Source organism: Bacillus cereus group sp. MG9, assembly GCF_040459995.1.
GTDB lineage: Bacteria > Bacillota > Bacilli > Bacillales > Bacillaceae_G > Bacillus_A > Bacillus_A mycoides.
Map to the genome: position 1 here is coordinate 3,585,074 of NZ_JARVHC010000001.1, position 13,235 is coordinate 3,598,308.

The following is a 13,235-nucleotide window of genomic DNA, read 5'->3' on the forward strand; positions in this document are numbered from 1 at the left end:
AAAGAGGGCATAATAAGTGGCATCTATTCCTGATCAATTAACAGAAAAACTTATTTCCATTCGTCGGCATTTACATGAAAATCCAGAACTATCATACGAAGAATTTGAAACGACAAAAGCGATAAAAAATTGGTTAGACGAGGCCAATATCACTATTATTGATTCCAATTTAGAAACAGGAGTTATCGCTGAAATTTCTGGTAATAAAAACGGACCGGTTGTAGCGCTTCGTGCTGATATCGATGCCCTTCCTATCCAGGAAGAAACTGACCTTCCATACACTTCAAAAATACAAGGTAAAATGCATGCTTGTGGGCATGATTTTCATACAGCTGCTGTATTGGGTGCGGCTTACTTATTAAAAGAAAAAGAAGCTTCTCTTAATGGAATTGTCCGCCTTATATTCCAGCCAGCTGAAGAAAGTAGTAATGGTGCTTGCAAAGTTATTGAAGCTGGGCATTTACGTGGCGTGCAAGCTATTTTCGGTATGCATAATAAACCTGATTTACCAGTAGGTACAATCGGTATTAAAGATGGGCCACTAATGGCCGGAGTTGATCGATTTGAAATTGAAATCCATGGTGTTGGTACACATGCAGCTGTGCCTGATGCCGGCGTCGATCCTATCGTTGCATCATCTCAAATCGTTATGGCACTTCAAACGATTGTAAGCCGAAATATTAGTTCTTCTCATAACGCTGTCGTAAGTATAACAAACATTCATTCAGGGAATACGTGGAACGTTATTCCCGAAAAAGCAATATTAGAAGGAACTGTCCGTACATTCCAAGCTGAAACACGTGAAAAGATTCCGGCATTAATGAAACGTATCATTAATGGCGTTTCTGATGCATTAGGTGTAAAAACAGAATTCCGATTTTATCCAGGTCCTCCTGCTGTTCAAAACGATAAAGTACTCACTGATTTTTCTATTCATATTGCAGAGAAAATGAATCTAAACGTTATCTCTCCTACACCATCAATGGCAGGAGAAGACTTTTCTTTTTACCAACAAGAAATACCAGGTTCATTCGTCTTTATGGGAACAAGTGGTACACATGAATGGCATCATCCAGCTTTTACAGTAGATGAAAAAGCATTGCCTATTAGCGCAGAGTATTTCGCCCTATTAGCCGAAGAAGCTATTCATCAATTATTACAAACAAAAAGCCGTTAAGTTACCCTTAACGGCTTTTGCTTATGCTGTTAAATCTCGTTTTATAAATACAGTATAGGAAACCCCTAAAAATACAGCTAAGTATAGAAGAAGCATACAAGAAGCAAATGGGAATGTTACTCCATCAATAAAGCTTCCACCCTTTAAAAGCCCATATAAATCTGTATTCGCTGGTAATAAATATTTCGCCCATTCATATCTTGCTGCCGGAATTAGCGCTATTCCCCCTGATAATGCAAGAAATAAAGAAATCCCGATTGCACCTCCGCTCGATCTCGTTAAAACGGAAATCATAAAGGCAAATGCAGCATACACAAGAGTTGGTAACCAAGATAAAATATAATATTTACTTGCTTCTACGAAAATATTTTGTTTTATTATATTTCCATTTTGAACGACAAATTCAGCCCAAGCTGGTTGTTGGAATTTATAAATAATCAACCCGCATAATACGGAAAAAATCATATTAAATATAAATAATAATGCCGCAAATATAACGATTGCCAAAAACTTAGATGTTAAAATTTTAAATCGGCTCGCTGGACGAATTGTTAAAAATTTATATGTTCCCCAGCTATATTCATTCGCAAAAATCGTACTCGCATATACGAGAATAAACGGAAGTAAAATTGGAAATACGATAAAACCTGTATCTCTCATAAATGAAAGCGGAGAACTACTTGCTGGCGCTGTATTCGTATCTAAATGCTTCATTTTAAGCTGGTATTCCTTTACAAGCTCGTCTCCTGACTTTTCTGTTAAAATATCCTCTTTTTTCATGCCGAGCTTTTTCTCAATTTCTACAGTGCGTTCTGTATAATCCGCTTTCCACCCTTTTGTTTCTGGCTCTAAATATTTTACCGTAACCCATCCTAATCCAATAATTAATACCGCAATAACTGCAAAAGGAATAATTGTTCGCTTTCGCTTAAATATTTTATACAGCTCGTTATAAACTAAATTAAACAATATCTTTTCCTCCTGTTAATTCTAAAAACTGCTCTTCTAGCGTTTTTCTTTCTTCATATACACGATAAACTTGAATGTTTTTCTCCATCAATGTACGAAGAATATTTGGAACTTCTTCATCTTTCACGTTTATAATTAATTCGTTTTCTTTTACTAAAACATCGTATTCTAAAACCTCTGCCGCTTTATTCGCATCATCTACACGTATATGTATTTCTTCTTTTTCTTCCTTTTTATCACTTTGAATATTTTGTGTTGCGACATATTCTCCATGCTGAATAATAATAACCCTGTCACACATTAATTCAACTTCTGAGAGTAAGTGACTAGAAACAAGAACAGCTTTTCCTTGTTCATGCGCAATTTTCTTTATGTACATCCGCATTTCATGTATACCACTAGGATCTAATCCGTTCGTCGGTTCGTCTAGTATTAATACATCTGGATTATGTATAAGTGCCTGAGCAATTCCTAAACGCTGTCTCATACCGAGTGAATATGCTTTTACTTTACGGTCAATTACTTGTCCCATTCCTAACAATTGCACTACTTCATCGATACGCTCTTCAGTCACATTCCCATTCATTCGTCCGAAATATGTTAAATTTTCATAGCCGCTTAAGAAAGGATAAAATTCTGGTGTCTCAATTACAGCACCAATTTTCGCAGCAGTTTTTTCAAATTGCTGTTTTACAGATTGACCATCAATCCATACTTCGCCTTCTGTCATACGAATCATTCCGACCATCATTCGCATTAATGTCGTTTTTCCAGCACCATTTGGTCCTAATAAGCCAACTACTTCACCTTTTTTCACTTCAAAACTAATATTTTCTACTAAAGTCTTTGAACCAATTCGCTTTGTTAATCGATCAACTTTTACGATCGCTTGCTCATTTATCATTCCATACAACCTTTCTTCTTAACTCTTTTTTTCAGTTCTTCCCACTGTATCATGATTAATAACATGTGTAAAATGAAGAAAAAGCCATGATTTCTCATGCCTTTCTCCTCGTTTCATATGACTTTTCACCCTTTAACCTTTGTGTAAACCTACAACATTGCCACATTGATATTATAATGACGGTTATCATAACAACTGCTGTTATCACTACCGCATACATCGTAATCGGTGCATTGGTTATCCCTTGGATTCCTACTGCTTTCATAAAAATAATAATAAATAATTTCAAAAATAACATACCATGAATTAATCCGAAAACAAAAGCTCCTCCGTAAGTTAATAATTGCTCCTGACATAATAAACATAACATTTCTTTTCCTGTCATATGCATCACTTCATTCGATGTAAACTCCTCTTTTCTTATCTGTAAAAGAGAAGCTGTCATTTTATATGTAATGAAAATACACACAAAAACTATAAATAGAAACATAGCATAAAACCACTTTACAAATATAGGTGTATATTCCGCTTTACTTATTACAACTTCATTGAATCGGAATGATATCATAAAAAAACAAAGCATTGTATTCATAGCAATCCACATAAATTGTTTTAACCTTTGGGCAGCAAATGTTTGTATATTTTTTCTCGCTAACCGAAATAAAGACATAATTTCCCCCTACCTTGCTTCATAACATACGCATTCTATACTACTAGTGTATAAAAATATGACATTTTAAACATCGCACTTCAATCGGAATCTTTACTAAGCCTTTAGTCCTAGAAACCACGCATATTGATCTCCTTAGCATTGAATAAAAAACAAAAAACGGAAATGCACTTTAGTTACATTTCCGTTTTTTGTTTAATGAGGTGAATATTTATATAACTTAATTTTCATGACTACCTTGTAACTTCATCAACTATTCAGCCTTCGCATCTTCCACTTCAATCCTTTTTTTCTCTCTTGCAATTTTCAAAAACTCTAACAACTCTGGATTGTTATTCATTTTTTTATAAGCCACTGACATTTCTGCAACAAAATTAGAATCACATAACTCTTTATATACAACTTCTGTTCTATACAATTTATTTGCGGATACAGGTATTACCGTAATTCCAATACCTGCCGCTACAAGCCCCATAACAGTTTGATACTCCGTTGCTTCTTGTACAATGTGCGGACTAAAGCCTACATCACGGCAAAGCGATAAAATTGTATCATATAACGCTGGCCATACTGGTCTCGTAATAAATACGAACGGTTCATCCCTTAAATCTTCGATATGTATTTCGTCCTTTTCAGCAAGAGGATGTGCCTTCGGTAAACATAACGTACATGAAAGTTTTTGAATTGGTTCTAACTCAAGTAATTGCGTTGGAATTGGCGGACGTAAAAATCCAATATCAATTCGATTATCATGAAGTGCATGCACCTGATCCGGTGTGGACAATTCATGTAATGCTACAGACACTCTCGGAAATTTCTTTCTATACTCTCTGACGATTGACGGTAAAATATCATATATCGCCGCACCTACAAAACCAATTGAAAGTGATCCAACTTCTCCCCTTTGAGCACTTTGTGCAACTTCTACTGCTTTTTCAATTTGTTCAAACGCTTTTTTTACTTCTTTTAAAAACATTTCTCCTGCTTCTGTTAATTCAACCTTTCTCTTCGTTCTTGAAAATAACATAACTCCCATTTCTTTTTCTAATTGCTGAATTTGTTGACTAAGCGGCGGTTGTGTCATTTGTAAACGAGCAGCTGCTCGTCCAAAGTGTAATTCCTCTGCCACTACAACAAAATATTGCAAATGCCGTAATTCCATTTTGGACACCCTTTTCACTTTCGATTAATACATCTAATATATTAATAACATATAATTTATATATTAGACAAATATTTCGAATGAACGTATAGTAGAAATTGTTAATTCTTTTTTACAATTTTTATGTAAAAAACAAAGAGGTGGTTACTGTATGAAATGGTGGAAGTTAAGCGGACAAATTTTATTATTATTTTGTTTCGCTTGGACAGGTGAATGGATTGCAAAACAGGCACACCTCCCAGTTCCAGGAAGTATAATCGGTATTTTTTTATTGTTAATCTCATTAAAATTTAATATAGTGAAAAAAGAATGGATACAAGACGGTGCAGACTTTTTATTAAAAGAACTTATTTTATTTTTCATCCCTTCTGCAGTCGCTGTCATTCGTTACAAAGATACATTATCACAATATGGAATCGATCTCATTTTAATTATCGTGATTAGTACACTTTGTGTTACTCTCGTAACAGGACTTTTAACAGAATTGCTATTAAAGCGGAAAGGATCAACACAATGATCGGCTTTCTTTGTTTACTATTAACACTATTCACATATTGGGTATCTAAAAAAATGTATCAACGCTGGAATTGGAGTCTGCTTTCTCCCCTTCTTGTATGCCCAATCATTTTAATAGCTTTATTACTTGGATTAGATACACCATACGAAACCTACGAATCTGGTAGTCATTGGCTAACAGAATTATTAAAACCTGCAACAGTTGCTTTCGCATGGCCAATATATAAACATTTTGATCTATTAAAAAAACACGGCACTGCTATTTTAATTAATGTCATTGTCGGTTCTTTTCTATCTGTTATTACTTCCGCACTACTAGCTAATTTTTTTCAAATTGACTCTACAATAGAACAAAGTTTAGCACCGCACATTGTAACAACACCTATTGCAATGGCTATTTCAGAAATGATTGGCGGCATGTCACAATTAACAGCAGTTTTCGTTGTATTAACTGCCTTAACTGGAGCGTTATTCGGTCCTACACTCATACGCATATGCCGTATTAAAACAGCGCTCGCAAAAGGTATAATGCTAGGTACTAGCGCGAATGGGACCGGAACATCAAAAGCATTTGAAATCGGTCCTGTAGAAGGTACAATTGCAAGTTTATCAATGCTTTTAACAGCTGGAGCTAGTTTAGTTATCGTTCCACTTTTCTTATCTTGGATACACTAAAAAGCAAGTATTTACACACTTGCTTTTTTATTTACATATCGGTATATTAGCTCGTAATCCTCTGGAAAAGCTAATGATAATTTTCCAACTTCATGTATCCCTTTCCAATCAATCTCATGTATTAACTCATCCGGATCTTGGATTTTCATATTACCGCCTATTTTTTTAACAAAGTAATAATGAACATACACCGGAATCCCGTATGTAATACCTTCTTTTTCGTATATTTTATTTACAACCTCCACATTGTAGCCTGTTTCCTCCCAAACTTCCCTGATACAACATTCTTCTAGTGTTTCTCCCTTTTCAAGTCCTCCACTTGGGACAGACCACCTTTTTTCTTCCCCTTCTTTTCCTTGCAATACCATTAAAATTTCATTTCTTTCATTCATACAAATAGCTGCCGTACCTATCCATCTCTCCATATACATCCCTCCCCTACTAAAATTCACCTTCTTTTTTATTTCCCCTTTGAAAAAAAGAGGAAATAAGTAAAAAGATGCCGAAAGTTTACATCAACTTCATGAGCAGTCCCTTCTTAGAAATTCAAACCGGAAGGATGAAATTATGATTTCTAAATATGTTGTGGAATGTGTTTTTTGTGAAGAAAACCGAAAACCTCGGCAAGCCATTGTCACAGTGCCTGCTACTTCTCAGCTACTAGCCATTCAAAAAGTACGAGCTGAATGTAAACGTCGCTTCGGAAAAACTTTATTATTGCAAACAGAAATTAAAGAAGACTTACTCATTGAACAAAAAGAAAGCTGACCATAAATTGGCCAGCTTTCTTATCCGATCATATTTTCACATGAAGATTAGGGGCATCCTCTTTAAGGATCGGGATTTACCCATTATGTGCGTTCCATAATGGTCATCGAACAATATATTTCTATACAATAAACTATTGAATAGAATAGGGCAAAACTTGTTCGCATTTTTAGAAAAGGGATAGGGATATAATTCAAGTAATACTTCGAATACTCGAACTTTATACTCATTATATTAAAGCAAATCCTTTTATATGAGAAATATGAATTACTTACATAATTCATTCGTAAAATATATTAATAGATTTCTATATATTCTCTTTAATCTACTAACAACATACATCCAGCTAATATTGGTGTCATAATCATCGAAAATCTTAGAAGCATGCGAGGTGCATAATTTGTAAACTTAGCTCCTATATATGCTCCTAACATTGTCCCGATTAAAACTTGTACTAATAATACATAATCTAAATACCCTTCCGAACTATATCCAAACCCACCTCCAATTGCGATTGGTAATATAACGAGCATTGTCGTCCCTACAGATTGACGGATTGTTAAACCTAATAGAACCATTAATCCGAGTTGGATAAAAGGTGCTGAGCCAATACCAAATGCACCTGCTAAAATTCCAGTCACCAATCCGAGGAATATACATTTAATCACGTTATCTTTCGAAAGTTCTTTATGCCCTTTTAAAGACGACTGTGATCTTTTTTGAAACATAATCAACCGAATAAACATAAAAATTGCCGATAAAAATAACATACCAGCTGTAAACCAATGCAACAGATGTGCTGGTATTAACGAACCAAACTTTGAACCAATAAAGGAACCAATCGCGCCAAATCCCCCAACAACTCCGCCTATTACAAGCACAACATTCCCTTCTCGGTAATGACTTACTACTCCAGATAATGTCGTAAATGCCATCGCAGTTAAAGATGTTGCAAGAGCAACATGAATAGGGATATGGAATACTAGAGTGAGTATCGCGATGATAAATCCTGCTCCCCCCGCTCCGACAAATCCTAATAAAACTCCCATTAATAACATTGTTATAATAATTGCCACATAATTCCCCTCCAATATCCCAATTATCTATCATATACACACTTCCATACAAACAAAAAGCACCCTAAGCGGATGCTCTGACTACTTTTCTTTATTGATAATATGTACTTAATCTTGATTAATTAAAATAACAGCTGGACCAGAAACAACTACTCCGGCCACTTCTATCTTTTCAAATTCCATCACTGTAATAGATATAACCCCTTCTCTTTCCATCAATTCCTTACTCAGGACTTCAGTCGGTATTGATTTCACCGTCCTACCTCCTTTTCATTTTATACAAAATTACAAAAAACTACCCAATGCATCTAAATATATGCATCACCTCCGCTTTCATTCCTTATTCCAGTCAAAATTCACATCACCTTTCTATAACATATTGAAAAATAAAAAAGCACTCGCCAAAGCGAATGCCTTTCCATTATTTACTCTCTATTACTTTTAACATTCTATTAATAAATGCTGCCGATTCCCCACGTGTTGCAGAACCTTTTGGCATAAACTCATTATTCTCATTCCCTTTTACGATACCTAACCCATAAACACGTTGAACCGCCTGTTTATCATACGCTAAATTTTGATCCGTAAATGGTAATGGAACTAAATTACCTTTAATATTTTTGAATTGCAATGCACGATCAATCATAATGACAGCTTCATCACGTTTAATCGTATCATTCGGAGCAAATATATCATTTCCTCGTCCACTTATAATCCCAGCACTAGCTGCACGATTAATACCATCTACTAGCGATGGATGAGCTGTGCTTAAATCTTTGAAATTCGATTTCCCCTCTGGTAATTGCAATGATCTTGAAACTAAATTCGCAAATTCACCACGTGTTACAAGACGTTCTGGCCAGTAAGAACCCTTCCCGTCTCCAACCATAATACCTCTTTTATCTAATTCACGAATATCTGCTTCATACCAACCGCCAGTTATATCATCTTTATGATTCGCATCATAATAAGCTTTCGTTCCCTGTAAAAATGGCTCCCACGCATTATTCCTTATCATAATGGCCGGACAATTCTTTCCGCTCCAAAATTGATGTTTTTTTACATTTTCTAAAGGAATATTTAATTCCCCCATTAAATAGGCTGCTAGTTTGCGAGCATTTTCCACAGCTTTATTATAATCACCATCTTGATTGACAGCAATTTCAATTGCAATTGATTCTCTGTTACCGCTTCCTTCTGATCCATCTCCAGCATGCCAACCATTTTCATTTAATGGTAGATGTTGATAAATTTCTTTATCATCTACTGTAAAATGCCAAGATGCTGAACGATCAGTCGTTCCTGTTGCTTGACTGTATAAATATTGTGCATGGTTTCTAGCATTTGCTCCAACACTATAATTATCTGTCTCATGAATTGTAATGTATTTTGGTTTCATCGCATAACCTGGACGAATATTTTCATTACCTGTTGGTACAATCATTTCCTTTAATGGTACACCGTAAATATCCGTTGTTTTCTCTTCTATTGGTGCAGTATACATAACCGCTGCACGTTTCGTACGAGTTGGAGTTGTGCTTTGAATAAGAGATGCTTTTGTACCCTCAAATTTTGCTGAAGGTGCATAAATCCATTTCACCTCATTATCTATTTGGACTTGGAACCACTCTCCAACTTGTCCAATTGCAATAATTGTTTGCGGTTGTAACACTTTCTCGTCTTTATATGAATTAAATGGTGCGGAATATGTAGCTGTCTCTTCATTAATTACTAATTTTTCGTTTGCCAAGTGATAAACTTCCTTAACCTCTACATTTCCTTCACTACTTTGTATCCACCCAGCTCCAGATTCTGTTTGTATATAGTAAGCGTTTCCTTTTTGTTTTTCGGCTTTCACTACTTGATTAGAAAGCTGAACACCTGTCGCTTTTTGTAACTCAGCAGAATCAAATAAAGATGCTGAACCTATTATATGTACAAAAAAATCTCCTTGTACTTCATTTGTTATTCCTTTGCTCTCTCCACGTCCATCTTCATCTTTCATATGGCTTTCAATACTTTTTAATGCTTGCTCGTCTGTTGAAATTGTTACGGTCTTTTCTACTGTGTCTGCATAGGAAAAACTTGGAATCGTTACCATACTAAATACAATTGATGCAGCTAAAACATTATAAAATTCTTTTTTCATACTAATTATTTAACACGTTTATATCTTAATTCGTGTTAACTTCCCTCCCTAATCTAAAATATTTAAGGCTATCTAGCAGACTTCTAAACTAAATAACCCTTTACAATATAACAAACTCTATCTCATTCGTATAGATAGGAATGACTACTATTTGCCTAATTTTTCTATATTGGAATATAGAAAAGAAGCTATAAAAGATATAGCTTCTCCTCTCACTATTTCAATCTCGTTGTACCTTATACTCTATAACTCTACCATCTTTATCAAATTGCAAAACAAGACATTCACTATCTATAGGAATGAAACCACGTTCATTCCCAAGATAGTATAGTGTAGTAATTCCCGTTTCCAAACTGCTTGTTTTCGTAGGGGCCCCTAACAATTTTGTAATTTCCTCGTTTGATTTCCCTATCAATTTATGCTCCTGTAATAGGTCATCTACCATATGTACTCGTTTTTCTTCATAATTTAACCACCGATCCTGATTAAAATTTGAAGTGTATTTATTTATACTTAATTGTACGGTGCATACTAGCAATGGAATGAGACCTACCATCATTATAGTGAACAGTTGTTTCTTACCTTTATCACGTCTTGCCGAAACATGTAAGATAGACTTTTGAATAATAACTAATAAAATAAAAGGCATTACTACCACCAAAATACTCATTACACTCAATGACACATGAACCATATCAATAACGAAAATAAACGCAATGTACATTAATATATGCAAACAAATATAAATGTACAACATTCCCCACAATATAGAGCTTTTACCTTTCTCCACCCAAATAACACCTACTTTATCCCGCTATTTGCGGGCAGTTAGACTCCCACCTCAAAATTCGGCTGTAAAGGGTAGAAGTCGGGTTGCCCATAAACCCCCACTAATTAAAGTTTTACTTTATTTTTCACTTCGCAACATAATTCATCTTGCCAATCATATCTCTAATCTTTTGTAGTTCTCGTGCTGTATATATTACTTTACTTGTTAAAACTTCATTTCTGAAAAACGTTACAATTTGCTCTCTATCTTTAAATCTCGGCAATTCTTCATTAGAAAGATCAATAACTTCTTTTCCACTCTCATTTTCAAAATATACAATTGGTTTTACTTTTTCCTTTACAATATCTACTTGCATTTCTTCCAAACAATTATATAAAGTTTGAGATAGCATTTTCGCTTTATACGCTGGATTCCCTTCATTTCTTACTTGCAAAGTTAATGAAGTTCCATCCGTAATAAATTCAAATGTCTCTTCTTTTTCAATTTCATGTTGATACTTACCAATTTCCTCAATCATAAATGAATATATACCCGCATTTTCTCTCGTTAAGCCATGGATTAATTTCCCGGTCCATTCTTTCGTCTCAAGTAGATAAATACCAGTTTTACATAAGATAAGGTGATGAATTCGATTATCATTTATGTCACGTTTATCTCTATATTTATTGCGTATCATAAAAACGTTCGGTATAATATGAAACTCTTCTTCTAGTATTATTCCTTGCTCAACGAAACCTCGCTTCATATAATGTAATGTTTCATGCGCATTCATTTCAGCACCATTTTTGGTATATTCTCGTAAATCCGCAATTAAATTTTGAAACATATGTATTTCACTACTATGCTTATCTTGCATTTCACTACGTTCTTTACTATGTTGAACAGCCAATTGATTTTTCATCATACGCATATTTTCAAGTTCTCTAGCTGTATTCACTTGTAAATCATTATATTTTTTCTGTTCCATATTCTTTAAAGTATCCTGTTGTTCTTTATGCCCTGTAATCGTAGCTGCAATCTCATTTTCATACGTTTCAATCGCTTGTTTCTTTTCAAACTCTACTTGCTGACTCTCTGATTCTAACTGTTTATTTTTATAAAACAGTACAAACACTACAGCTAATAATATTAAAACCCCACCTATTAGCACATACTCCATATTATTACTCCTTTATTTCATTTCCGATTATTTTTAAACATATATCAATTACATTATACTATGTTATCAATATATACTTTGTAAAAATTATATATTTTTCATAAAAGGCACCTCAGTCGAGATACCTTTTAGATTCACTTTATTGTACACCATACTGAATATAACTTGAATCATAGTATACCCATTGATTTGTCCCTAAGCAAAGCCATCCATCTTGCTTACTCCATACTCGATATGATTCACCATGATGTAACTGTCTTATAACATTCCCGTTTAATGATGGAGCATCTCGCAGATTCACATTATCGCCAGTAATAGTTGCTACATAATGTTTATACTGAATATAACTTGAATCATTATATACCCACTGATTTGTCCCTAAGCAGAGCCATCCATTTTGTTCTCCCCAAACTTCATATGATTCGCCACGATTCAATTGGCGAATTACACTAGACTGTAAAGATGGTCCACTTCGTAAATTCACATTATCTCCATTAATTACAGCAACTCCGTATACTGGAGTCGCATTATTAGGCGTGGAAACATTCCCTCCACCACTTGCTCCATTTCCTTGTAAAGCTTCTAATGAAACAGCTGCTGATACGTCACAATTTCCTACACCTGAAATTTGCCCAGAATCTGTGTACTGCCATGCTGTCCACTCTGTCCATCCACCAGCATCAGCAGGCGGTATACTAGAATATTTGGAAATCCAAAGTGGAATGTCACTTAACCCGCTAATTCCAAATTCATTAATATACCAAATTCCTGTATATAACATTACATCTTTCCCAGTAGCTTGTTTCACATAATTTACGAAACTTCTTGCCCAATTCGATATAGTCGCACCCGTTAAACTACTATTGCTAGTATCCGTTGGCGATTCTAAATCTAAAACAGGAATTAAGTCCGTCTGATTACTCTGTAATATACTCACAAAATATTTCGCTTCTGAAATTGCATCATTTTGTTCTGGATGAGCAAAATGATATGCACCAATTAATACATTCGCATTTCTCGCAGCTTGTACATTTTGAACGAAAGTGGGGTCAATATAGTTCACACCTTCCGTCGCTTTTGCGTACGCCGCTGGAATGCCAGATGACTTCACAGCATTCCAATTAATGTTTCCTTCCCAATGAGACACATCAATAAACGTAATATTTGAACTGGATCTATTTTGCATATAAAAGCTCCTATCAAATTTTGTTATTCTATAT

At 34.8% G+C, this 13,235-nt stretch carries 15 protein-coding genes; 4 read left to right on the forward strand and 11 right to left on the reverse strand.

Annotation, left to right across the window (positions count from 1 at the left end; genetic code table 11):
* The first annotated feature begins 16 nt into the window (after positions 1-16).
* Positions 17-1,177 carry a M20 peptidase aminoacylase family protein gene (locus QCI77_RS18330; protein WP_113769573.1) on the forward strand — a complete coding sequence of 387 codons (1,161 nt, stop codon included), beginning with the start codon at positions 17-19 and terminating at the stop codon, positions 1,175-1,177.
* 21 nt (positions 1,178-1,198) lie between these two features.
* On the opposite strand, the gene QCI77_RS18335 is transcribed toward QCI77_RS18330, so the two are convergent.
* The 4 genes from QCI77_RS18335 to alsR form a co-directional block, all read right to left on the reverse strand.
* Positions 1,199-2,146: an ABC transporter permease gene (locus tag QCI77_RS18335; RefSeq protein ID WP_002128553.1), complete on the reverse strand. Its 948-nt coding sequence runs from the start codon at positions 2,144-2,146 to the stop codon at positions 1,199-1,201.
* The gene (locus tag QCI77_RS18340) at positions 2,139-3,050 is read right to left on the reverse strand and encodes an ABC transporter ATP-binding protein (RefSeq protein WP_002167820.1); all 912 of its coding nucleotides are present in this window, start codon (positions 3,048-3,050) and stop codon (positions 2,139-2,141) included. The genes QCI77_RS18335 and QCI77_RS18340 overlap by 8 nt, the downstream gene beginning before the upstream one ends.
* Positions 3,051-3,144: 94 nt before the next feature.
* Positions 3,145-3,720 carry an FtsX-like permease family protein gene (locus QCI77_RS18345; RefSeq protein ID WP_002185137.1) on the reverse strand — a complete coding sequence of 192 codons (576 nt, stop codon included), beginning with the start codon at positions 3,718-3,720 and terminating at the stop codon, positions 3,145-3,147.
* A 253-nt stretch (positions 3,721-3,973) separates the two neighbouring features.
* Positions 3,974-4,882, reverse strand: coding sequence for an acetoin biosynthesis transcriptional regulator AlsR (gene alsR / locus QCI77_RS18350; RefSeq protein WP_002128558.1), 909 nt, complete (start codon positions 4,880-4,882; stop codon positions 3,974-3,976).
* 151 nt (positions 4,883-5,033) lie between these two features.
* Here alsR and QCI77_RS18355 point away from each other — a divergent pair, with 151 nt between their 5' ends.
* Together QCI77_RS18355 and QCI77_RS18360 are read left to right on the forward strand one after the other, a co-directional pair.
* Entirely contained in the window at positions 5,034-5,399 is a 366-nt protein-coding gene (locus tag QCI77_RS18355; RefSeq protein ID WP_000872360.1) for a CidA/LrgA family holin-like protein, read from the forward strand.
* Positions 5,396-6,073: an LrgB family protein gene (locus QCI77_RS18360; RefSeq protein WP_002137763.1), complete on the forward strand. Its 678-nt coding sequence runs from the start codon at positions 5,396-5,398 to the stop codon at positions 6,071-6,073. The genes QCI77_RS18355 and QCI77_RS18360 overlap by 4 nt, the downstream gene beginning before the upstream one ends.
* An 11-nt stretch (positions 6,074-6,084) precedes the next feature.
* Here the strand turns inward: QCI77_RS18360 and QCI77_RS18365 are convergent, their stop codons facing one another.
* On the reverse strand, positions 6,085-6,498 hold the full coding sequence (locus QCI77_RS18365; protein ID WP_002137764.1) for an NUDIX hydrolase: 414 nt from the start codon (positions 6,496-6,498) through the stop codon (positions 6,085-6,087).
* Positions 6,499-6,640: 142 nt separating this feature from the next.
* Between QCI77_RS18365 and QCI77_RS18370 the strand changes: the two genes are divergently transcribed.
* Positions 6,641-6,841, forward strand: a complete 201-nt coding sequence (locus QCI77_RS18370; protein ID WP_002137765.1) for a DUF3903 domain-containing protein — start codon at positions 6,641-6,643, stop codon at positions 6,839-6,841.
* A gap of 320 nt (positions 6,842-7,161) precedes the next feature.
* Here the strand turns inward: QCI77_RS18370 and QCI77_RS18375 are convergent, their stop codons facing one another.
* The 6 genes from QCI77_RS18375 to QCI77_RS18400 form a co-directional block, all read right to left on the reverse strand.
* A complete protein-coding gene (locus QCI77_RS18375) occupies positions 7,162-7,917 on the reverse strand; it encodes a sulfite exporter TauE/SafE family protein (protein WP_002137766.1) in 756 nt (251 codons plus the stop codon).
* Positions 7,918-8,025: 108 nt separating this feature from the next.
* The gene (locus QCI77_RS18380) at positions 8,026-8,172 is read right to left on the reverse strand and encodes a BC1881 family protein (RefSeq protein ID WP_002014405.1); all 147 of its coding nucleotides are present in this window, start codon (positions 8,170-8,172) and stop codon (positions 8,026-8,028) included.
* Between the two features lie 166 nt (positions 8,173-8,338).
* Positions 8,339-10,066 carry an S-layer homology domain-containing protein gene (locus tag QCI77_RS18385; protein ID WP_353825329.1) on the reverse strand — a complete coding sequence of 576 codons (1,728 nt, stop codon included), beginning with the start codon at positions 10,064-10,066 and terminating at the stop codon, positions 8,339-8,341.
* A 220-nt stretch (positions 10,067-10,286) separates the two neighbouring features.
* A complete protein-coding gene (locus QCI77_RS18390; protein ID WP_113769570.1) occupies positions 10,287-10,856 on the reverse strand; it encodes a hypothetical protein in 570 nt (189 codons plus the stop codon).
* A 124-nt stretch (positions 10,857-10,980) separates the two neighbouring features.
* Positions 10,981-12,015, reverse strand: coding sequence for a nuclease-related domain-containing protein (locus QCI77_RS18395; RefSeq protein ID WP_113769569.1), 1,035 nt, complete (start codon positions 12,013-12,015; stop codon positions 10,981-10,983).
* Positions 12,016-12,154: 139 nt separating this feature from the next.
* Positions 12,155-13,201: a GH25 family lysozyme gene (locus QCI77_RS18400; protein WP_002142760.1), complete on the reverse strand. Its 1,047-nt coding sequence runs from the start codon at positions 13,199-13,201 to the stop codon at positions 12,155-12,157.
* Positions 13,202-13,235 lie beyond the last annotated feature (34 nt).